This window comes from Nocardia ignorata NBRC 108230 (genome assembly GCF_001612905.1).
GTDB classification, from domain to species: Bacteria; Actinomycetota; Actinomycetes; order Mycobacteriales; family Mycobacteriaceae; genus Nocardia; species Nocardia ignorata.
The window spans coordinates 266,057-287,784 of the sequence record NZ_BDBI01000002.1; the positions used below are offsets into that span (position 1 = coordinate 266,057).

At 66.0% G+C, this 21,728-nt stretch carries 22 protein-coding genes; 12 read left to right on the forward strand and 10 right to left on the reverse strand.

What is annotated here, in order from left to right; all coding sequences use genetic code 11:
- Nucleotides 1–224: 224 nt before the first annotated feature.
- The 7 genes from rplJ to NI2_RS01750 all read left to right on the forward strand — a co-directional run bounded on the left by rplJ (nucleotide 225) and on the right by NI2_RS01750 (nucleotide 11,290).
- Nucleotides 225–755 (forward strand): 50S ribosomal protein L10, encoded by a 531-nt coding sequence (gene rplJ / locus NI2_RS01720; protein ID WP_067485070.1) that lies wholly within the window; start codon nucleotides 225–227, stop codon nucleotides 753–755.
- Nucleotides 756–815: 60 nt separating this feature from the next.
- On the forward strand, nucleotides 816–1,202 hold the full coding sequence (gene rplL / locus NI2_RS01725) for a 50S ribosomal protein L7/L12 (RefSeq protein ID WP_067485073.1): 387 nt from the start codon (nucleotides 816–818) through the stop codon (nucleotides 1,200–1,202).
- Nucleotides 1,203–1,431: 229 nt separating this feature from the next.
- Complete coding sequence (locus tag NI2_RS01730; RefSeq protein WP_067485076.1) at nucleotides 1,432–2,511, forward strand: ABC transporter ATP-binding protein; 1,080 nt, start codon at nucleotides 1,432–1,434, stop codon at nucleotides 2,509–2,511.
- Nucleotides 2,512–3,034: 523 nt separating this feature from the next.
- Nucleotides 3,035–6,535 carry a DNA-directed RNA polymerase subunit beta gene (rpoB, locus tag NI2_RS01735; protein ID WP_067485078.1) on the forward strand — a complete coding sequence of 1,167 codons (3,501 nt, stop codon included), beginning with the start codon at nucleotides 3,035–3,037 and terminating at the stop codon, nucleotides 6,533–6,535.
- Between the two features lie 111 nt (nucleotides 6,536–6,646).
- Entirely contained in the window at nucleotides 6,647–10,600 is a 3,954-nt protein-coding gene (locus NI2_RS01740) for a DNA-directed RNA polymerase subunit beta' (protein WP_067485082.1), read from the forward strand.
- Between the two features lie 81 nt (nucleotides 10,601–10,681).
- On the forward strand, nucleotides 10,682–10,882 hold the full coding sequence (locus NI2_RS01745; RefSeq protein WP_067485085.1) for a hypothetical protein: 201 nt from the start codon (nucleotides 10,682–10,684) through the stop codon (nucleotides 10,880–10,882).
- 150 nt (nucleotides 10,883–11,032) lie between these two features.
- Nucleotides 11,033–11,290, forward strand: coding sequence for a PIN domain-containing protein (locus NI2_RS01750; protein WP_067485088.1), 258 nt, complete (start codon nucleotides 11,033–11,035; stop codon nucleotides 11,288–11,290).
- Between the two features lie 209 nt (nucleotides 11,291–11,499).
- On the opposite strand, the gene NI2_RS33485 is transcribed toward NI2_RS01750, so the two are convergent.
- Together NI2_RS33485 and NI2_RS01760 are read right to left on the reverse strand one after the other, a co-directional pair.
- Complete coding sequence (locus NI2_RS33485) at nucleotides 11,500–11,778, reverse strand: hypothetical protein (RefSeq protein ID WP_133733850.1); 279 nt, start codon at nucleotides 11,776–11,778, stop codon at nucleotides 11,500–11,502.
- A gap of 187 nt (nucleotides 11,779–11,965) precedes the next feature.
- A complete protein-coding gene (locus NI2_RS01760; protein WP_067485094.1) occupies nucleotides 11,966–12,793 on the reverse strand; it encodes a formate/nitrite transporter family protein in 828 nt (275 codons plus the stop codon).
- A gap of 158 nt (nucleotides 12,794–12,951) precedes the next feature.
- Between NI2_RS01760 and cynS the strand changes: the two genes are divergently transcribed.
- Nucleotides 12,952–13,401, forward strand: coding sequence for a cyanase (gene cynS, locus NI2_RS01765; RefSeq protein ID WP_067485097.1), 450 nt, complete (start codon nucleotides 12,952–12,954; stop codon nucleotides 13,399–13,401).
- A 99-nt stretch (nucleotides 13,402–13,500) separates the two neighbouring features.
- Here cynS and NI2_RS01770 read toward each other — a convergent pair whose 3' ends face one another.
- Nucleotides 13,501–14,484, reverse strand: a complete 984-nt coding sequence (locus NI2_RS01770; RefSeq protein ID WP_067485101.1) for an EamA family transporter — start codon at nucleotides 14,482–14,484, stop codon at nucleotides 13,501–13,503.
- A 38-nt stretch (nucleotides 14,485–14,522) separates the two neighbouring features.
- Between NI2_RS01770 and NI2_RS01775 the strand changes: the two genes are divergently transcribed.
- On the forward strand, nucleotides 14,523–15,053 hold the full coding sequence (locus NI2_RS01775) for a CGNR zinc finger domain-containing protein (RefSeq protein ID WP_067485104.1): 531 nt from the start codon (nucleotides 14,523–14,525) through the stop codon (nucleotides 15,051–15,053).
- 80 nt (nucleotides 15,054–15,133) lie between these two features.
- Here NI2_RS01775 and NI2_RS01780 read toward each other — a convergent pair whose 3' ends face one another.
- A complete protein-coding gene (locus NI2_RS01780; protein WP_067485109.1) occupies nucleotides 15,134–15,760 on the reverse strand; it encodes a DUF8020 domain-containing protein in 627 nt (208 codons plus the stop codon).
- 169 nt (nucleotides 15,761–15,929) lie between these two features.
- Nucleotides 15,930–17,186: an FAD-dependent oxidoreductase gene (locus NI2_RS01785; RefSeq protein WP_067485112.1), complete on the reverse strand. Its 1,257-nt coding sequence runs from the start codon at nucleotides 17,184–17,186 to the stop codon at nucleotides 15,930–15,932.
- A 126-nt stretch (nucleotides 17,187–17,312) separates the two neighbouring features.
- On the opposite strand from NI2_RS01785, the gene NI2_RS01790 reads away from it, so the two are divergent.
- Nucleotides 17,313–17,645, forward strand: a complete 333-nt coding sequence (locus NI2_RS01790) for an ArsR/SmtB family transcription factor (protein ID WP_067485870.1) — start codon at nucleotides 17,313–17,315, stop codon at nucleotides 17,643–17,645.
- Nucleotides 17,642–18,121, forward strand: coding sequence for an SRPBCC family protein (locus NI2_RS01795; protein ID WP_067485115.1), 480 nt, complete (start codon nucleotides 17,642–17,644; stop codon nucleotides 18,119–18,121). Before NI2_RS01790 ends, NI2_RS01795 begins: the two co-directional genes overlap by 4 nt.
- A gap of 33 nt (nucleotides 18,122–18,154) precedes the next feature.
- Here the strand turns inward: NI2_RS01795 and NI2_RS01800 are convergent, their stop codons facing one another.
- From NI2_RS01800 to NI2_RS01820, 5 genes are all read right to left on the reverse strand, one after another.
- Nucleotides 18,155–19,144, reverse strand: coding sequence for a pirin family protein (locus tag NI2_RS01800; protein ID WP_067485118.1), 990 nt, complete (start codon nucleotides 19,142–19,144; stop codon nucleotides 18,155–18,157).
- The gene (locus NI2_RS01805) at nucleotides 19,141–19,455 is read right to left on the reverse strand and encodes a GNAT family N-acetyltransferase (protein ID WP_067485121.1); all 315 of its coding nucleotides are present in this window, start codon (nucleotides 19,453–19,455) and stop codon (nucleotides 19,141–19,143) included. The genes NI2_RS01800 and NI2_RS01805 overlap by 4 nt, the downstream gene beginning before the upstream one ends.
- A gap of 100 nt (nucleotides 19,456–19,555) precedes the next feature.
- Nucleotides 19,556–20,566, reverse strand: a complete 1,011-nt coding sequence (locus NI2_RS01810; protein ID WP_067485124.1) for an aldo/keto reductase — start codon at nucleotides 20,564–20,566, stop codon at nucleotides 19,556–19,558.
- Nucleotides 20,563–21,024 carry a MerR family transcriptional regulator gene (locus NI2_RS01815; protein ID WP_067485126.1) on the reverse strand — a complete coding sequence of 154 codons (462 nt, stop codon included), beginning with the start codon at nucleotides 21,022–21,024 and terminating at the stop codon, nucleotides 20,563–20,565. The genes NI2_RS01810 and NI2_RS01815 overlap by 4 nt, the downstream gene beginning before the upstream one ends.
- A gap of 86 nt (nucleotides 21,025–21,110) precedes the next feature.
- Entirely contained in the window at nucleotides 21,111–21,479 is a 369-nt protein-coding gene (locus tag NI2_RS01820; RefSeq protein WP_067485872.1) for a VOC family protein, read from the reverse strand.
- A 48-nt stretch (nucleotides 21,480–21,527) separates the two neighbouring features.
- On the opposite strand from NI2_RS01820, the gene NI2_RS01825 reads away from it, so the two are divergent.
- The gene (locus NI2_RS01825; RefSeq protein ID WP_067485129.1) at nucleotides 21,528–21,728 is read left to right on the forward strand and encodes a hypothetical protein; all 201 of its coding nucleotides are present in this window, start codon (nucleotides 21,528–21,530) and stop codon (nucleotides 21,726–21,728) included.

Here is a 21,728-nt window from a genome sequence, read left to right on the forward strand (position 1 = left end):
CTACCCATTCGTTCTACCGAAGACCGTTGGTCGTCGATGCCGCTCGCGCGGTATTCGATCGAAGGTCCGGCGACATTGCCGGCGGCCCACGCAGGGAGAGCTGAGGCAGAGGAATTCTATTCTTTCGCGCCCCGGTACGCCTTGCGTCCGGGGCGTTAGTTTTGTCGCCGGCCCCTGATTCGGTAGTGCGCGTTCACGAACCGACATCAGAGAGGAGGCGAAGTATGGCGAAGCCTGAAAAGGTCACCGCTGTCGCGGAGATCGCGGAGCAGTTCAAGAACTCCACGGCCACTGTCGTCACGGAATACCGTGGCCTGTCGGTCGGCAAGCTCACCGAGCTGCGTCGCGCGCTGGGCGCCGGTGCCACGTACTCCGTCGCCAAGAACACCCTGGTCAAGCGTGCGGCCGCGGAAGCGGGCATCGAGGGCCTTGACGACTTGTTCGTCGGACCGACCGCCATCACCTTCATCCAGGGTGAGCCGGTCGACGCCGCGAAGGCCATCAAGACCTTCGCCAAGGAGAACAAGGCGCTCATCATCAAGGGCGGCTACATGGACGGCGCTGCGCTGTCCGTGTCCGAGGTCGAGAAGATCGCCGACCTGGAGAGCCGTGAGGTCCTGCTGGCCAAGCTGGCCGGCGCGATGAAGGGCAACATGTCCAAGGCTGCCGGGCTGTTCTCGGCTCCTGCCGGTCAGGTGGCCCGTCTGGCCGCCGCGCTGCAGGAGAAGAAGCAGGCCGAAGGCGCTGCCGAGTAATACCCCCGCACGGGTGTTACCGCCCGCGCACCAAGACATTCACCACCGAAAGGAACAATCATGGCCAAGCTGTCCACCGAAGAGCTGCTCGACGTTTTCTCGGAGATGACCCTGCTGGAGCTCTCGGGCTTCGTGAAGGCGTTCGAGGAGAAGTTCGAGGTCACCGCTGCTGCCCCCGTCGCCGTCGCCGCCGCCGGTGGCGCCGCTGCTCCGGCCGAGGCCGCTGAGGAGCAGGACGAGTTCGACGTCATCCTCGAGGGTGCGGGCGACAAGAAGATCCAGGTCATCAAGGTGGTCCGTGAGATCGTCTCGGGCCTGGGCCTGAAGGAAGCCAAGGACCTGGTCGAGGGTGCCCCGAAGCCGATCCTGGAGAAGGTCGCCAAGGACGCCGCCGAGGCTGCCAAGGCGAAGCTGGAAGAGGCCGGCGCCAAGGTCTCGGTCAAGTAATTCAGCGCTTCGCGTAGACGAACGGGCGGTCCCTCAGGGGGCCGCCCGTTTGTTATATATACGGACATGGGAAAGTGATACGCGCTGTAGCGCATGGTCGGGGTTACTCTTCAGTCATGTAGAGGTGTGCCCCGTCTCACTCATGGGTTACAGTGACCGGACCCACAGTGTCGTGACGCACCGCCGAGATGTGAGCGCGCGGTGAGCGGGTGGGGTGCTCGCAGGATCAATGGAGGTAGGCGTGGGCGTCGAGGTCAGGACCGAGGGTGTAACCAAGTCCTTCGGTTCACAGCGAATTTGGCAGGACGTGTCGATCACGCTCCCTTCGGGCGAGGTGAGCGCGCTGCTCGGCCCCTCGGGTACGGGTAAGTCGGTGTTCCTGAAATCGCTCATCGGTCTGCTGCGGCCCGAGCGCGGGTCCATCTTCATCGATGGCACCGATATCACCACCTGCTCCAACAAGGAGCTCTACGAGATCCGCAAACTGTTCGGCGTGCTCTTCCAGGACGGCGCGCTGTTCGGCTCGATGAATCTGTTCGACAACATCGCGTTCCCGCTGCGCGAGCACACCAAGAAGTCGGAAACCGAGATCCGTCGCATCGTGATGGAGAAGCTCGAGCTCACCGGTCTGCTCGGCGCCGAGAACAAACTGCCCGGCGAGATCTCCGGTGGTATGCGCAAGCGCGCCGGCCTGGCCCGTGCGCTGGTGCTCGACCCGCAGATCATCCTCGTCGACGAGCCCGACTCCGGCCTCGACCCGGTGCGTACCTCGTACCTGGCGCAGCTGCTGCTCAACATCAACGCCCAGATCGACGCGACGATCCTCATCGTGACGCACAACATCAACCTGGCCCGTACCGTGCCCGACAACATCGGCATGCTGTTCCGTCGTCAGCTGGTGATGTTCGGCCCGCGTGAGGTGCTGCTCACCAGCGAGGAGCCGGTGGTCAAGCAGTTCCTCAACGGTCGCATGATCGGCCCGATCGGTATGTCCGAGGAGAAGGACGAGGCGCAGATGGCGCGCGAGCAGGCGCTCGTCGACGCCGGTCACCACCACGGTGGCGCCGAGGAGATCGAGGGCATCATCCCGCAGATGAAGGCCGAGCCGGGCATGCCCGCACGCCAGGCTGTCTACCGCCGTCAGGCCCGTGTGCGCGAGATCATGCACACCCTGCCCGCCGCGGCCCAGGCCGCCATCCGCGAGTCGCTGGCCGAGTCCGACGACACCCAGGTGATGGCCGCCTACGGGGGCAACGATCACCCCACCGAATCGTTCAAAGCGATGCCGCACGGCCAGACCAACGGCTGACAAGTTTCGTCTCGAAAGGCCCCGGGTTCGCCCGGGGCCTTTCGCGTTCCTGTGCCAGAAAGCGCCCTGACCTGGCGTTCTACGGGATGGCGCACACGGCGCGTCGCGGGTAAAATGGCCGCGGTTCGGGCGGGGATGCCCAGCGCGCCAGGCGATCTCGATCTCGGACACGGAGCCGCCGCGCCACTTGACGAGCCGGTCGCGAACCGTCACCCTATTCACAACAGCGTCTGCTGTTACAGGGGCTTCGGCGCCCGAGTTTCCGACGCGGCCAGCGTCCCGGGACTTCGGCGCGTTTGCCGTCCGAGTGATGACTCGGATGGTATGTTGACACCCCCTTGCATAGGGGTGTAAGTTTGGACGTTGCGCTGGCTGCCTCCTGTCCACACCTTGATTCGCACTCGTAAGTTCCACCTTCCGGTGTTACTTCCGCTGCTGCCTGTTCAGGTTTCGTTCGGGTCGTAACCAGCGGAACTCGTAGCAGACAAGCGACGGTCGCGGACCACCACGCGACGCGCGTGAGGTGCTGGAAGGACGCATCTTGGCAGTCTCCACCCAGACCAAGGCTGGTATCCCCGGAGCCCCGTTGAGGGTTTCGTTCGCGAAGATCCGAGAGCCCTTGGAGGTGCCCGGACTTCTCGACCTACAAACGGACTCGTTCGCCTGGTTGGTCGGTTCTCCCGACTGGCGTGAGAAGGCGGCCGCACGCGGCGACGTCGGTCTCGCAGGCGGCCTCGAAGAGGTGCTCGAAGAGCTCTCGCCGATCGAGGATTTCTCCGGTTCGATGTCCCTGTCGTTCTCCGACCCGCGCTTCGAAGAGGTCAAGGCCTCCATCGATGAGTGCAAAGAGAAGGACATGACCTACGCGGCGCCTCTGTTCGTCACCGCGGAGTTCATCAACAACAACACCGGCGAGATCAAGAGCCAGACCGTCTTCATGGGTGATTTCCCCATGATGACCGACAAGGGCACCTTCATCATCAACGGCACCGAGCGTGTCGTCGTCTCCCAGCTCGTGCGTTCCCCCGGCGTGTACTTCGATCACAGCATCGACAAGGCCACCGAGAAGGACCTGCACAGCGTGCGCGTGATCCCGTCGCGCGGTGCCTGGCTGGAATTCGACGTCGACAAGCGCGACACCGTCGGTGTCCGCATCGACCGCAAGCGCCGTCAGCCGGTCACCGTGCTGCTCAAGGCACTCGGCATGACCACCGAGGAGATCGTCGAGCGTTTCGGCTTCTCCGAGATCATGATGTCGACCCTGGAGAAGGACAGCACGCCCGGCCAGGACGAGGCGCTGCTCGACATCTACCGCAAGCTGCGTCCGGGCGAGCCGCCGACCAAGGAGTCCGCGCAGACTCTGCTGGAGAACCTGTTCTTCAAGGAGAAGCGCTACGACCTGGCGCGCGTCGGTCGCTACAAGATCAACAAGAAGCTCGGCATCAACCTCGACAAGCCGGTCACTTCCTCGGTGCTCACCAAGGAAGACATCGTCGACACCATCGAGTACCTGGTGCGTCTGCACGCCGGTGACCGCTCGATGACCGCCCCCGGCGGCGAAGAGGTCCCCGTCGAGATCGACGACATCGACCACTTCGGTAACCGTCGTCTGCGCACCGTCGGCGAGCTGATCCAGAACCAGATCCGCGTGGGCCTGTCCCGCATGGAGCGCGTGGTCCGCGAGCGGATGACGACTCAGGACGTCGAGGCGATCACGCCGCAGACCCTGATCAACATCCGTCCCGTGGTCGCGGCGATCAAGGAGTTCTTCGGAACCTCCCAGCTGTCGCAGTTCATGGACCAGAACAACCCGCTGTCGGGTCTCACCCACAAGCGCCGCCTGTCGGCGCTGGGCCCGGGTGGTCTGTCCCGTGAGCGTGCCGGTCTGGAAGTTCGTGACGTCCACCCGTCGCACTACGGCCGCATGTGCCCGATCGAGACCCCGGAAGGCCCGAACATCGGCCTGATCGGTTCGCTGTCGGTGTACGCGCGGGTCAACCCGTTCGGCTTCATCGAGACGCCGTACCGCAAGGTCGTCGACGGCAAGGTCACCGACGAGGTCAAGTACCTCACGGCCGACGAGGAAGACCGTTACGTCCGCGCGCAGGCCAACTCGCCGGTCGACGCCGAGGGTCGCTTCATCGAGGAGAAGGTCCTCGTGCGGCGCGCCGGTGAAGAGGTCGAGTTCGTCTCGCCGTCGCAGGTCGACTACATGGACATCTCGCCGCGCCAGATGGTGTCGGTCGCGACGGCCATGATCCCGTTCCTCGAGCACGACGACGCCAACCGTGCCCTCATGGGTGCGAACATGCAGCGTCAGGCCGTGCCGCTGATCCGTTCCGAGGCTCCCATCGTGGGCACCGGTATGGAGCTGCGCGCCGCGGTCGACGCAGGCGATGTCGTGGTGAACGAGAAGTCGGGTGTGGTCGAGGAGGTCTCGGCCGACTACGTCACCGTGATGGCCGACGACGGCAGCCGCAAGTCCTACCGGATGCGCAAGTTCAACCGCTCCAACCAGGGCACCTGCTCCAACCAGCGTCCGATCGTGGACGAGGGTCAGCGGGTCGAGGCCGGTCAGGTGCTGGCCGACGGTCCCTGCACCGAGAACGGTGAGATGGCGCTGGGCAAGAACCTGCTCGTCGCGATCATGCCGTGGGAAGGCCACAACTACGAGGACGCGATCATCCTGTCGCAGCGCCTCGTGGAAGAGGACGTTCTCACCTCGATCCACATCGAAGAGCACGAGATCGACGCCCGCGACACCAAGCTGGGCGCCGAGGAGATCACCCGGGACATCCCGAACGTCTCCGACGAGGTGCTGGCCGACCTGGACGAGCGCGGCATCATCCGCATCGGTGCCGAGGTTCGCGACGGCGACATCCTGGTCGGCAAGGTCACGCCCAAGGGCGAGACCGAGCTCACCCCGGAAGAGCGCCTGCTGCGTGCCATCTTCGGTGAGAAGGCGCGCGAAGTGCGCGACACCTCGCTGAAGGTGCCCCACGGTGAGTCCGGCAAGGTCATCGGCATCCGCGTGTTCTCGCGCGAGGACGACGACGATCTGCCTCCCGGCGTGAACGAGCTGGTCCGTGTCTACGTGGCGCAGAAGCGCAAGATCCAGGACGGCGACAAGCTCGCCGGCCGCCACGGCAACAAGGGCGTCATCGGCAAGATCCTCCCCGTGGAGGACATGCCGTTCATGCCCGACGGCACCCCGGTCGACATCATCCTGAACACCCACGGTGTGCCGCGTCGTATGAACATCGGCCAGATCCTGGAAACCCATCTCGGGTGGATCGGTAAGGCCGGCTGGAACATCGATGTGGCCTCGGACGGCACTCGTCCCGAGTGGGCGGCCACGCTGCCCGAGGAGATGCTGGCCGCACCGGCCGACTCGAACATCGCGACGCCCGTCTTCGACGGCGCGAAGGACAACGAGCTCACCGGTCTGCTCGGCTCGACGCTGCCCAACCGTGACGGTGAGCGGATGGTCGACGCCGACGGCAAGGCGACCCTGTTCGACGGTCGTTCCGGCGAGCCGTTCCCGTACCCGGTCGCGGTCGGTTACATGTACATCCTGAAGCTGCACCACCTGGTCGACGACAAGATCCACGCGCGTTCGACCGGTCCGTACTCGATGATCACGCAGCAGCCGCTGGGTGGTAAGGCCCAGTTCGGTGGTCAGCGTTTCGGTGAGATGGAGTGCTGGGCCATGCAGGCCTACGGTGCGGCGTACACGCTGCAGGAGCTCCTGACCATCAAGTCCGACGACGTGGTCGGCCGCGTGAAGGTCTACGAGGCCATCGTCAAGGGCGAGAACATTCCGGAGCCGGGCATTCCGGAGTCGTTCAAGGTGCTCCTCAAGGAACTCCAGTCGCTGTGCCTCAACGTGGAGGTCCTGTCTTCGGACGGCGCCGCGATCGAGATGCGTGACGGTGACGACGAGGATCTGGAGCGCGCCGCGGCGAACCTGGGCATCAACCTGTCCAGGAACGAAGCGGCCACTGTCGACGATTTGGCGAACTAGGTGGTAAGCGCGGTGCGGGTGTCTCCGGAAAAGACGCCCGCATCGCGCACCGCGCTCGACAACTAGTGAACTTTTGCTCGAATTCGACCCGAACAGGGGAAAGGAAGTTACGTGCTAGACGTCAACTTCTTCGATGAACTCCGGATCGGCCTGGCCTCTGCCGAAGACATTCGCAACTGGTCCTACGGCGAGGTCAAGAAGCCGGAGACCATCAACTACCGCACGCTCAAGCCGGAGAAGGACGGGCTCTTCTGCGAGAAGATCTTCGGCCCCACCCGGGACTGGGAGTGCTACTGCGGCAAGTACAAGCGCGTCCGCTTCAAGGGCATCATCTGTGAGCGCTGTGGCGTCGAGGTGACTCGCGCCAAGGTGCGTCGTGAGCGCATGGGCCACATCGAGCTGGCCGCACCGGTCACCCACATCTGGTACTTCAAGGGCGTTCCGTCGCGCTTGGGCTACCTGCTGGATCTGGCGCCGAAGGATCTCGAGAAGATCATCTACTTCGCCGCCTACGTCATCGTCGGTGTCGACGAGGAGCTGCGCCACAACGAGCTCAGCACCCTCGAGGCCGAGATGGAGGTCGAGAAGAAGGCTGTCGCCGATCAGCGCGACGCCGATCTCGAGGCCCGCGCGCAGAAGCTCGAGGCCGACCTGGCCGAGCTGGAGGCCGAGGGCGCCAAGTCCGACGTGCGCCGCAAGGTCAAGGACGGCGGCGAGCGCGAAATGCGTCAGCTGCGCGACCGTGCCCAGCGTGAGCTGGATCGTCTCGACGAGATCTGGACCACCTTCACCAAGCTGTCGGTCAAGCAGCTCATCGTCGACGAGGTGCTCTACCGCGAGCTCGTCGACCGCTACGGCGAGTACTTCACCGGTGCCATGGGTGCGGAGTCCATCCAGAAGCTGATGGAGAACTTCGACATCGACGCCGAGGCCGAGTCGCTGCGCGAGACCATCCGCAGCGGTAAGGGCCAGAAGAAGCTGCGCGCGCTCAAGCGCCTCAAGGTCGTCGCGGCCTTCCAGGCCAACGGCAACTCGCCCATGGGCATGGTGCTCGACGCCGTTCCGGTGATCCCGCCGGAGCTGCGCCCGATGGTTCAGCTCGACGGTGGCCGTTTCGCCACCTCCGACCTGAACGACCTGTACCGCCGCGTGATCAACCGCAACAACCGCCTCAAGCGACTGATCGATCTGGGTGCGCCCGAGATCATCGTCAACAACGAGAAGCGGATGCTGCAGGAGTCCGTCGACGCGCTGTTCGACAACGGTCGTCGTGGTCGCCCGGTCACCGGTCCGGGTAACCGCCCGCTGAAGTCGCTGAGCGATCTGCTCAAGGGCAAGCAGGGTCGTTTCCGTCAGAACCTGCTCGGTAAGCGTGTCGACTACTCGGGCCGTTCGGTCATCGTGGTCGGTCCGCAGCTGAAGCTGCACCAGTGTGGTCTGCCGAAGCTGATGGCGCTCGAACTGTTCAAGCCGTTCGTCATGAAGCGTCTGGTGGATCTCAACCACGCGCAGAACATCAAGTCCGCCAAGCGGATGGTCGAGCGTCAGCGTCCCCAGGTGTGGGATGTCCTCGAAGAGGTCATCGCCGAGCACCCGGTGATGCTGAACCGTGCGCCCACCCTGCACCGCCTCGGTATCCAGGCCTTCGAGCCGCAGCTGGTGGAAGGCAAGGCCATCCAGCTGCACCCGCTGGTGTGTGAGGCGTTCAACGCCGACTTCGACGGTGACCAGATGGCCGTGCACCTTCCGCTGTCGGCGGAGGCGCAGGCCGAGGCGCGCATCCTGATGCTGTCGTCGAACAACATCCTGTCCCCGGCGTCGGGTCGCCCGCTGGCGATGCCGCGTCTGGACATGGTGACCGGCCTGTTCTACCTGACTCGTCTCGACGAGAACGGTGTCGGCACCTACCGGGCCGGCGGCAAGGACACCCCGGAGTTCGGCGTGTACTCCTCGCCCGCCGAGGCGCAGATGGCCGTCGACCGCGGTGAGCTCACCGTGCGTTCGATGATCAAGGTGCGGCTCACCGAGCAGCGCCCGCCGAAGGAGATCGAGGCGGAGCTGTTCCCCGAGGGGTGGCACCGTGGCGATGCCTGGCTCGCCGAGACCACGCTCGGTCGCGTGATCTTCAACGAGCTGCTCCCGGCGGACTACGCGTTCATCAACGAGCCGATGCCGAAGAAGCGTCAGGCCACGATCATCAACGATCTGGCCGAGCGCTACCCGATGATCGTCGTCGCCCAGACCGTCGACAAGCTCAAGGACGCGGGCTTCTACTGGGCCACGCGTTCGGGTGTCACCGTCTCCATGTCGGACGTGCTCGTTCCGCCGGAGAAGGCCGACATCATGGAGCGCTACGAGGGCATGGCCGACCAGATCGAGAAGAAGTACCAGCGTGGTGCTCTCGATCACCAGGAGCGCAACAACGCCCTGGTCAAGATCTGGCAGGAAGCGACCGAAGAGGTCGGTGCGGCGCTGCGCACCCACTACCCGGCCGACAACCCGATCATCACGATCGTCGACTCGGGTGCCACGGGTAACTTCACCCAGACCCGTACCCTCGCCGGTATGAAGGGCCTGGTGACGAACCCGAAGGGTGAGTTCATCCCGCGCCCGATCAAGTCCTCGTTCCGTGAGGGCCTGACCGTGCTCGAGTACTTCATCAACACCCACGGTGCTCGTAAGGGTCTGGCCGACACCGCGCTTCGTACCGCCGACTCGGGTTACCTGACCCGTCGTCTGGTGGACGTCTCTCAGGACGTCATCGTGCGCGAGCACGACTGTGGCACCGAGCGCGGCATCGTGGTGCCGATCGCGGAGAAGCAGGCCGACGGCACGATCATCCGTGACGCGCACGTGGAGACCTCGACCTTCGCCCGCACCCTGGCGCAGGATGCGGTCGACGCGAGCGGCAACGTCATCGTGGCGAAGGGTGCCGACCTCGGCGACCCCGCGCTCGAGGCGCTGCTCGAGGCCGGTATCACCGAGGTGAAGGTCCGCTCCGTGCTGACCTGCACCACCGGCACCGGCGTCTGCGCCACCTGCTACGGCCGTTCGATGGCCACCGGCAAGCTGGTCGACATCGGCGAGGCCGTCGGCATCGTCGCCGCCCAGTCCATCGGTGAGCCCGGTACCCAGCTGACCATGCGTACCTTCCACCAGGGTGGCGTCGCAGGCGACGACATCACCGGTGGTCTGCCGCGTGTTCAGGAGCTCTTCGAGGCCCGTGTCCCCAAGGGCAAGGCGCCGATCGCGGAGGTCTCGGGCCGGGTGCGTCTCGAGGACGACGACCGCTTCTACAAGATCACGATCATCCCTGATGACGGGTCGGAGGAAGTCGTCTACGACAAGCTCTCGAAGCGTCAGCGTCTGCGGGTGTTCAAGCACGACGACGGCTCCGAGCGTCTGCTGGCCGACGGTGACCACGTGGAGGTGGGTCAGCAGCTGCTCGAGGGCGCTGCCGATCCGCACGAGGTGCTGCGCGTGATGGGTCCCCGTCAGGTGCAGGTCCACCTGGTCCACGAGGTCCAGGAGGTCTACCGCTCGCAGGGTGTGTCGATCCACGACAAGCACATCGAGGTCATCGTGCGCCAGATGCTGCGTCGCGTGACGATCATCGATTCGGGTGCCACGGAGTTCCTGCCCGGCTCGCTCACCGAGCGTGCCGAGTTCGAGGCCTCGAACCGTCGCGTGGTCGCCGAGGGTGGCGAGCCCGCCTCCGGCCGTCCGGTGCTGATGGGTATCACCAAGGCGTCGCTGGCCACCGATTCGTGGCTGTCGGCGGCCTCCTTCCAGGAGACCACCCGAGTGCTGACGGACGCGGCCATCAACTGCCGCTCCGACAAGCTGATCGGCCTGAAGGAGAACGTGATCATCGGTAAGCTCATCCCGGCCGGTACCGGTATCAACCGTTACCGCAACATCCAGGTGCAGCCGACCGAAGAAGCCCGTGCCGCCGCGTACGCGGTGCCGTCCTACGACGACACCTACTACTCGCCGGACAGCTTCGGCTCCTCCACCGGTGCCGCGGTGCCGCTGGACGACTACGGCTTCAGCGACTACCGCTAAGCAGTAACCGAACGCCCCGCTCCTTTCGAGGAGCGGGGCGTTCGTCGTTCAGTGGCCGCCGTGGTTCGGTATCGTTGACTCATGACCGCGGCCTATGACCACTACCCCGAGCTACATCGGTTGGTCGAGCAGCTACGACCCGAGACCGCCCCGGCGGCTCGCGAGGCATTGCTGCGCCTGGTCAAGTCCAGCACGCCTGACCGGCTTGCGGCGCTGCCGACCTTCGACGGACCGGAAGACCTCAGCGAGCGTATGGACGACGAATTGTTCGATTCGCAGTGACCCTGATAGTTGACGCGAATGTGCTTGTCGCGGTGATGAATCGCAAGGACAAGCGTCACGCCGAAATGAAAGACTACCTATCCTCGCGGACCGACACCTTCATTGTGACGCCCTACATCGTTGCTGAGGTGACCTACTTGCTGCAGAAATATGCTTGCTGGTGCGCATGCCGAGATCCAGTTCATGGAGACGGTGCGTGATGGTGTGTTCTGTGAGGAGTTCGAGCCCGCCGACGCGACCCGCATCGTCGAGCTGATGAAGCAGTTCGCCAGCTTCCCACTCGGCGCCGCCGATGCCTCACTGATCGCCGTCGCCGAGCGCCTACAAGTCCGGGATATAGCATCGGCCGACCACCACTTCCGTGCGGTCCGCACCGCGGGGCTCGACTACATCAACGTCGTTCCTTAGGTTTCTGGCGATCGTAGGTGGTCAGTATGGCTGACGGAGCGTGTCTGGCCTTCCGGAAGGTAGCTCGGATCGGATCGCCGCGAGAGCATCTCGCAGGCGTAGATCAGATGGTCATCGACCCGATTCCACCCCACCCGCGCGGCCAGCGCCCGCTCGACCTCTGCCATCGGATCGTGCACCTTCACCGCCTGGATCGCACCGCATGGGGATCAATCCAGAATAGCGGGACCGTCGTCTGCCGATGCTCCTCGTTTGCAGTTCTGGTCGAAGATCCGCTCCAATATTTCGCGCTGTTCGTTCTCCACCTGCAGTGCCGTGCAGGGTTCGCAGCCCCACCTCGGCGAGAAATCACTGACAACGCAGCCGCCCAGCATGACCTCGCCGCGTTGGGCGGCTTCTTGCAGTGGAGGAGCGGGCATGCCGTAAACGATCCGAGTCATCGGGCCACCGCATTCGGCACAGCGTGGTGCCTCGGCTTCTTTCTTCACCATCTGAGCGTGCCGCAACGAGCGTCGTTGCGTGGTAGATCGGCGCGTTGCCGACTTCTTCTCGCTACGAAAGGCAGAAATGCATGTCGGAATCGCAGCCAATTGCGGCTTGTTCTATGACAGCCCTTATCCGGCAGGGCGAAGTCGGGGCTTTCTAAAACACTGGTACCCGCCTCCTGACTGAGAATCACTCCACCACAGTGGGTTCGGGTCGGCGGGGTGGGGCGGTGCGGGCGTGGGTGGCGTAGAGGGTGAGGCCGACGAAGGTGAGGCCGCCGACCAGGTTGCCCACCACCGTGGGGATTTCGTTCCAGATCAGGTAGTCGCCGATCGAGAAGTCGCCGCCGAGGAGCAGGCCGGAGGGGAAGAGGAACATGTTGACGATGGAGTGTTCGAAGCCCATGTAGAAGAACAGCATGATGGGCATCCACATCGCGATCACCTTGCCCGACACCGAGGTCGACATCATCGCGGCGACCACGCCGGTGGAAACCATCCAGTTGCACAACACAGCGCGGATGAACAGCGTGAGCATGCCCGCGGCGCCGTGGTCGGCGTAGCCCACAGTCCTTGATTCGCCGATGTCGCCGAGCTTTTCGCCGACCACGCTCGGGTCGACGGAGAATCCCATGGTCAGGATGATCGCCATCATCACGGCCACCGTGAACGCGCCGGCGAAGTTGCCGACGAAGACCAGCCCCCAGTTCCGCAACATCGACCGCACCGTGACTCCGCGCCGCTTGTCGATCAGCGCCAGCGGTACCAGCGTGAAAACTCCGGTGAGCAGATCGAATCCGAGCAAGTACAGCATGCAGAAACCGACCGGGAACAGGACGGCGCCGAGCAGCGGCTCCCCGGTGTTCACGGTGATGGTCACCGCGAAGGCGGCGGCGAGGGCGAGGATCGCACCGGCCATGTAGGCGCGGATCACCGTGTCGCGGGTGGACATGAACGCTTTGGCTTCGCCCGCGTCGATCATCTTCTCGACGAAGTCCGCCGGTTTGAGATAGGACATCGAAACCCCTTCATAGTGCCTCTCGCGCAGCAGTTTTCGCCGTGGAGGTTGCCTGCCGATCACGGCAGGTTGCCCCCACGTAAATAGTGGTATTCCACTATGGTGGATAGCCGTCTCCCGATGGGAGGCTGGCGGCGACCCCGAATCGAGGAGCCCGCATGCAACCGATCCTGCCCAAGTCCGCCGCCGCCGATCTGATCGTCGCCGCCCGCCTCCGCAAGGGCATCACGTGGGCGAGCATCGCGGAGTCGATCGGCGCACCACTGGTCTGGACGACCGCGGCCCTGCTCGGCCAGCACCCGATGACCGAGGAGCAGGCGGCCGCCGTCTGCGCGCTGCTCGACCTCGACGACAACGTCGCCGAAAGTTTGCGCCTGCAACCGTCCCGCGGTGCCGACCCGGCGCAACTGTCCGACCCCACGATCTACCGCCTGGTCGAGGCGGTCTCGGTCTACGGTCCGGCGCTCAAAGCACTCATCCACGAGGAGTTCGGCGACGGCATCATGAGCGCCATCAACTTCAACATCGACATCGCTCGCCGCCCCCACCCCGACGGCGACCGTGTCGTCATCACCCTGGACGGCAAGTTCCTCGACTATCGCTGGTGAGAGAGGGAGTTCGAGCAACCTGCCCGCGGCCTGCTTGCTGCCGCGGCCGAGCAGCGAGGACGCGGGCGCCGCGTGTCCTCGGACGACCGAGGACGGGACTCATGTCCGGTCGAGTCGGGGTTCGGCAGTGGGGGATTCGGGGTCGCCGAGAGTGGTGACGGCGGGTTCGCCGAGGCGGACGGCGATGACGCCCAGGAGGATCAAGGCGCCGCCGAGGAGTTGGATGGGGCCGGGGGCTTCGCCGAGGAGGAGCCAGGCGAAGACCAGGGCGGCCAGGACTTCGGTGAGGGCTACGAAGGAGGCGAGGCGGGAGCCGAGGCGGCGGGTGGCGGCGATGCCGGTGACGTAGGAGATGGCGGCGGTGACGATGCCGATGAGGAGGATGGGCAGCCACCAGGGGGTGGTGAAATCGTCGAAGACCACGGGGTTCGTGGTGGCGCGCAGGGGGACGATGCCGATGGTTCCGGCCGCGAGCAGGACCACGCCGCCGATGAGGAGACCGCCTGCGGCGAGGACGGTGCCGGGCAGGTCGCTGCCCTGGTCGGAGAGCACGAAATAGGTTGCCGCGCCGACCATCGAGCCGAGGGCCCAGATGATGCCGACGGGGTCGGTGGAGACGCCGGAGACCACGTCGAGCACCAGCATCAGGCCGGTGATACCGAGAATCGCACCGGCGACGGTCGCCGCGCCGGGGCGCTGCCGGTGCCGCACCCACAACCAGCCGACCACCGCGATCGGCGCCGCGAATTCGATGAGCAACGCGGTGCCGACCTCCATGCGCGCGACCGCGTTGAAATAGGCGAGCTGAGTGCCCGCTACGGCGACCAAACCGTAGGCGACGATGAGTTTCGCGTTGTCGCGCAACAGCTTCCGGTTGTCGCGCAGATGTGGCCAGGCCAGCGGCAACAACACGACGCCTGCGAGCAGCACCCGCACGGCGACCACCGCGGCCGCGCTCCAGCCCGCGTTCATCAACCCACGCGCGAGCGGTCCGGAGAGCCCGAACGACGTGGCCGAGGCGAGGGCGAAGAGCAAGCCGGTGCGCAGCCGCCGGGCCGCCGCGTCATGGGTCAAAGTCTCCATGACTAATGACGGTAGAAACCATGGCGTAATCTGTCAACATGGTTTTTGCTCATGACACCGAGGCGGCGCTGCTGTCGGCTGTGGAGCTGGTGAATTCCGCCGTCGAGCCGGACACGCTCACCGAGATCGCCCAGCTCGACGAGTTCTTCGTCCGGCACGACTACACGGGCGCGCACCGGAGCGACGCGGCGGAACTCTTCGAGGTACGCGCTCTGCGTGGCCCGCTACGCCGGTTGCTGACCAGCGACCGCGACACCGCCGTCGCGCTGGTGAACGAGATCCTGCGCGAGCACCGCGCCGTGCCGCAGCTGGTCCGCCACGGCAGCGTCGACTACCACGTGCACGCCGTCCCCGCCGAGGCCGCGCTCCCGGTGCGCATCGCGGTGGAAACCGCCATGGCGATGATCGATGTCATCCGCGCCGACGACCTGAGCCGCCTCTCGATCTGCGCCGACGACGACTGTGCAGGCCTGGTCCTCGACCTGTCCCGCAACCGCTCGAAGCGCTACTGCAGCACCACCTGCGGCAATCGCAACGCAGTCGCCGCATATCGCGCACGTCAGCGTTGATGCGGTCGGCGCCCGAAACGGGGTGAGCGCTACCGATCCCGCGTCTTACCTCGATATGACGCGGGATCGTGGGTGCAGATTCAGGGTGCCCCGGTGACGTACGCGATCGCGGTATCGATGGCCGGCTGACCACCGGCCATGGCGTACCCCGCGAGCGCACCGATGGCGGCACCGGCGACGGTCGCCACGGGCACCGTGATGAAGTCGAGGACGAACAGCCCGAGGGGGAAGCCGAGCACGAATCCGATGGCAGCACCGATCGCCGCGCCCTGGATGATCTGCGGCTGCAGCCGTTGGGTTTCGGCGAAGAACCGCTCCTGCGCGCTGATGTCGCGGACCGGGGTCTCGGATTCGCCGACCGGGGTGAGGGTGAGTCGGGAACCTTCGGCGTCGATGCTCGGAGTGAGCGGCACCGCATGCTCGCCGACCCGCACGACCATCGGCAGCGCTGCCACTACCGCGCCTGAATCATCGGTGATCGCAACGACTTTCGCGTCATGGACGAGCTCGAAGCGGCCGGTGTCGATGCTGGTGACCACCGCGCGCCGATCGTCGGTCGCGCTGACCTCGTAGTTCACGCCTTTGTCGACCCCACGCAGGCCGAGCGGTTCCGGGGCGGGCGCCGGCTCGGCGTGTCCGATCCCGACTCCCGCGACACCGACTCCCACTGCCAGCACCGCCGCGCCGAACATCTTGCCGAACCTCATCGCGCCATCCTCCTGCTGCCCGCACCGGGCCACGCACGCCCGGTCATCGCGGCAAACTTAGCCGCTGATCAGCTTTTCGGAAAGTTCTCGCCGGATGGTTCCGCCGTCGCGACTCGGGCGTCGGGCAAGACCACAACCAACAATCGCGATCGGCGTACGAATCCACAGTTCAGTGAGCTGGATTCAGAGGGTCCGCACCGACCGGTGGACGCCGGGCGAAGTCGGGTGCGTGCTCCGGCCGAAGTCCGATACCGCCCAAGTACGCGGTGAGCCCGGCGAGCGCGGGCATCGCGTCGACCACGCGCAGCGGCAGCGGTGCGGCGTCGAGGTCGCCGCGCAGGGCGGGGGCGATCAGCAGCTCGTGTTCGCCACGCTGCGAGCGCTGGGTGAAGGTCGCGGGCAGCATCCGCCTGCGCTGCACCTTGTCGAGGTCGGCGGTGGTGACGGTGCCGTCGAGCAGGGGGCGCGCGAGGAGGCGGGCGGCGGCGACGGCGTCCTGGATGGCGAGGTTCACGCCCACACCGCCGACCGGTGACATGGTGTGCGCGGCGTCGCCGATGCACAGCAGGCCGGGCACGTACCAGCGTTCGAGCATCCCGACGGTCACCTCGAGCAACTTGACGTCGTCCCAGGACCGGATGTGTGCCAGCGCCTCGCTCGGCCAGTCGAACAGTTCGCCGATCCGATCCCGCAGCCACTGCACGTCGTGCTCGGCGCGCAGCTTTGCGTCGCAACCCTTCTCGATGATGTATCCGGTTTGGTAATAGTCGCCGCGATCGATCGCCACCGCCGAGTTTCCGCTGGTGAAACGGGTCTGTACGGCGCCGCTCGCACTGTCGTCGACGGCTTTGGGGATGCGGAAGAACCACATGTCCATCGGCACGTCCTCGCTTCGCTGAAGTAGGCCCGCCGACTCTCGTGCCACGGAATCTCGTCCGTCACAGGCGATGACGAGGTCGGCGCGCAGCGTGTGCGTATCGCCCGTCGCGTCGAGGTAATGCACGCCGACGACCGTGCCGGACTCCTGGACGAGCCCGGTGACGGTCGAGCGCATCCGCAGGGTGAACCCGGGTTCGGCAGCGGCGGCTCCGGCCATCAGGTCGAGGAAATCCCACTGCGGGACCATCGCGACGTGCCGGTAGCGGCCGGGGACCCTGGTGAAGTCGGCGGCGACCACCATGCGGTCGCCCGCGTAGACGCGCAGGGTGGTCAGCGCGGACTGGGGGAGACGGGCGAATTCGGCGCCGAGTCCGAGCTGGTCGAGCAGCCGAATCGTCGACGGATGGACGGTGTCGCCGCGGAAGTCGCGAAGGAAGTCGGGATGCTTTTCCAGCACGGTGACCTCGACGCCCGCCCGTGCGAGCAGCAGGCCCGCCATCATCCCGGCCGGTCCGCCGCCGACGATGCAGCACGTTGTCTTGTCCATCGTTTTCCCCTCCGCCGGAATGTCTACGACGAAGCGTAGTAGTAAATCCCTTTGCCGGTACAGGGAATTCGGCAAACTCCCGACCGACCCTTGACGCGCCTAGGTACGCGCGCAATACTGAACCAGATGGTTCAGTATGACTTCCTAGACGCCTCGTTCGGGGCGCTCGCGGACCCCACCCGCCGGGGCATCCTCGAGCATCTCGGTCGTGGGCCCGCCACCGTCAGCGAGTTGGCCGAGCGGTTCGAGATGACGTTGACCGGCATCAAGAAGCACATCGGGTTGCTCGAGGATGCGGGCATGGTGGTCACCGAGAAGCGTGGGCGGGTGCGGTACTGCCGCATCGGCGAGCACGTGTTCGATCGTGAGGTGGCCTGGATGCAGGGTTATCGGCAGATGCTGGAAGCCCGGATGGACCGTCTCGATGAATTCCTGCGACGAACGGAGCCAGAGCAATGAGCACCACAACCAAGGACGCGGTCATCACCTCCACCTCGGACCGCGAAGTGCACATCGAACGCGATTTCGACGCACCGCTGGATCGGGTGTGGGACGCCTACAGCCGCGTCGAGCAGCTGTCGCGCTGGTGGGCGCGCGGCCACGAGGTCGACATCGAGCGCTGGGAGTTCCGCAAGGGCGGCCACTGGCGTTTCGTGGAGCACGAGGGCGACGAGTCCTACGGTTTCGAAGGCCGCTTCCGCGAGATCACCCCGAAGGAGCGGATCGTGCAGTCCTTCGAATGGGACGGCATGCCCGCCCACATCTCGATCGACACGACCACCTTCGTCGACCTCGGCAACGGCCGCACCCGCGTGGTCACCGACAGCATCTTCCACACCGCCGAGGAATGCGCGGGCATGCTCGCCTCCGGCATGGAGACCGGTCTCAACGACAGCTACCGCGCTCTCGACGCCCTGCTCGCCGGAAACCGCTGACCGCGCACGGACTCACGACGCAGGCCCGGCTGTTCAGCTGTGCGAGCACCCGGTCGCGCGCTTACGCGGCTTCAACCGCAGCGGCGGCAGCGGCGGAGCGGGAATCCGCTCCTGCTCCGGATGGTCGACCACCTGCCCGAACCGGCTGGTGTCGTGGGCTTCCCACGCCTGGCGCGCCGCGACGATCTCCTCGTGACTTCGCCCCACGAAGTTCCACCACATCACCAGTTCCTCGGTGAACGGCTCACCGCCGATCAGGGCGAAATGCGCGTGGTCGGTGCTCGTCGAACGCACCTCGGCCCGATCGGTGCCCAGGTACAGCAGCGGTCCGGGACCGAGCTCGATTCCGTCGACGACGACCGTGCCCTCGACGACGAGCACCGCGTGCTCGAAGGCGCGTTCCAGCGGTAATCGCACGTCCGCGCCGGGGTCGAGGACGATGTCCGCGCCGACGATCGGCGTATAGGCCTTCGCCGGTGAGGTGACGCCGCCCAGCGAACCGATCAGCACGGTCGCCCGCAGCCCCGGTTCCTCGTACACGGGCAGTTCGCGATGCTGTTCGAAGTGCGGTTCGACGCCGGTCGCGGTGTCTGGCAGGGCGATCCACAGTTGCAGGCCGTTGCCCGCGTTCGCGCCAGGTACGCCGAACTCCGAATGCGCGATGCCGCGACCGGAGGTCATCAGGTTCAGCTGACCCGGTTCGATCCGCACATCCGAACCCACCGAATCGCGGTGCCGGATCTGCCCGTCGAACGGCCAGGTCACCGTCTGCAGGCCGATGTGCGGGTGGGGCAGGATGTCGGGCGAGGCGCCGGTGCGGGTGACGGTGGGCGAGCCGAACCGGTCGAGGAAACACCACGCGCCGACGGTCGGCAGATCCCGTTGCGGCAGCGTGCGTTCCACGTACACGCCGCGCACGCCGCCGAGCGGAACCTCCCTGGCCGGGTACAGCTCCGCGATCGGGCCGGGGCTCGGCGACGGTTCGCACAGCACCTCGGTGGGGTCGGCCTCGAGGTCGCTCATCCGGGGATGCCCTTGCCGACCACATGCGCGTCGAACTCGGGGTGCTTGTCGAGCCAGCCCCGGATGAACGCGCAGTGTGGGGTGATGGTCCGCCCGCGCGCGATCACGTCCTCCACGGCGTAGCGGGCCAGCTTGCTGCCGAGGCCCTTGCCGCCGAAGGCGTCGTCGATCTCGGTGTGCACGAAGTCGGTGTCGTTGCCGCGCTCGATGTACTCGGCGAAGCCGGCGAGTTCGTCGCCGTAGAAGATGTCGTAGCGGTTCTTGTCCTGGTTGCGGACGACACGGGCCTGCGACGCGGTGGTCTCCGACATCCTTGCGCTCCTTCCGCACCGCCAACGGGTGCGCTCGTGACTTGGTATACCGACCAACCCGGGCGCGGCGTGAGTATTCCCGGCCGCGCCCGAGCCGATGCTATTCCCGTCCCGCCGAGGTGAACGACATGTCCGCGTACCGAGGGCCCGCCACCTGTCCGGCGATCGGTTCCAGCGTCGCGAGTTCGTCGTCGCTGAGCCGCACCCCGGCGGCCGCGACGTTCTCGGCGAGCCTGCCGCGCTTGCGGGTGCCCGGGATCGGCACCACCGCAAGGCCGTGTGCCTCGGCGCGCGCGTGCACCCACGCGAGGGCGACCTGGGCCTGGGTGATGCCGTGCGCTTGCGCGATCGCCGCCAGCGGTGCGAGAAGTTCGGCGTTGCGTTCGGCGTTGGCACCGGTGAAGCGGGGCATCCGCTGCCGGAAGTCGTTGCCGCCGAGGCTGTCCGCATTGCTGAACGCGCCGGTGAGGAACCCGCGACCCAGCGGCGAGTACGGCACGAACGTCACGCCGAGTTCGGCCGCGGCGGGCACGGCGGTGCGCTCCACATCGCGGGAGAACAGCGACCACTCCGACTGCACGGCCGCGATCGGGTGCACCGCGTGCGCGGCGCGCAGTTCGTCGCCGGTCACTTCCGACAGGCCGAGCGCGCGCACTTTGCCCGCGGTGACCAGCTCGGCCATCGTGGCGACGGTGTCCTCGATCGGCACGGCCGGGTCGCGGCGGTGCATGTAGTACAGGTCGATGGTGTCGACACCGAGCCTGCGCAGGCTCGCGTCCACGGCGCCGCGGATGTATTCGGGGGAGTTGTCGAAGCCGCGGAACGCCGGATCGTCGGCCTTGCGCACGATGCCGAATTTGGTGGCGATCACCAGCTCGTCGCGGTGCTCGCGGACGAAACCGGACAGGAATTCCTCGTTGTGGCCGGAGCCGTAGATATCGGCGGTGTCGAACAGGGTCACGCCGAGTTCGAGGGCGTGCTCGAGGGTGGCCCGGGACTCGGCCAGGTCGGAGTCGCCGTAGAACTCGCTGATGCCCATGCAGCCCAGACCCTGGATGCCGACCCGTCGGCCGTCGGCGCCGAGGGTGGTGGTCGGCAGAGTGGTGCTCATGTATCGGTTCCTTCGCTCGTGTGCGCGGTGAGCGTGACGGGCGGGACCAACTCGGATCGGCCCTCGTACACGGCGATCTTGTAGTCCAGCACGGCCACGGTCTTCTGTAGTTCCGCGATCTTGTCGAGCACGTCGGCCCTGGTCTGCCGGAACATCTCCAGCCGTTGCGGGAAGGTCTGCTCACCCGCGCGCACCAGTTCGGCATACCGGATCATGTCGGCCACCGGCATGCCGGTCGTGCGCAGCCGCGCGATCAGCTCCAGCCACTCCAGGTCGCGATCGCTGAAGCGGCGGTTGCCGGTGTGGTCGCGACCGATGTAGTTCATCAGCCCGATCCGCTCGTACCAGCGCAGCGTGTCGCGACTGAGGCCCGACCGCTCGGCGACCTCGCCGATCGAGTATTTCGGGCGCTCCCGTTCGTTCGCGCTGTCGGTGTGCCGAACCGCTTGCGGATCCATCGTGCTCGTCCCTTTCCGTGGAACTCCACCGACGCTAGCCACCTGGAGTGCACTCCAAGCAAGCCTATTCGCGGGACGAGCCGATCTCAGTTGTACTTCGGCAGTTCCTGTACCGCCCAGCGGTTTCCGTCGGGGTCGGCGAAGAACGTGAACAGGCCCCAGCCCAGATCCTGCACCGGGGTCGCCTCGACGCCCGCCGCGACGAGTTGTTCGTAGGCCTGCTGGGCGCTCGGCACCACCATCTGCATGCCCTCGACGCTGCCGGGAGCAGCCTGGGTGATGCCGCGGCCGATGCAGATCGAGCAGCCCGAACCCGGCGGGGTGAGCTGGACGAAGCGGATGTCGGGGCTCGGCGTGTGGTCGTGATCGGCGTTGAAACCGATGCTGGTGTAGAAGTCCTTGGCCCGATCGATATCGGTGACCGGGATGGCAACGAGCTCGATTTTCCAATCCATGCGGTCAAGCATCCCACCGCCCACCGACAGAAACGTAGTGTGGATCACATGGCTAAGGAGATCGACCGCATCCGGGCCCGCTCGGCTTGGGAAACGGTGAAGGAGAGCCCGGTGATCACCGCCATCGCGGTGGCGCCGGTGGTACTGGTACTCGGCGTGGTCTGGTGGCTGACGAACGGCGTAGTCGCCTTCGTGTTGCTCGCGCTGCTCGGCGTCGGAATCGTGGTCGGGGGCAAGCTGCTGAAGTAG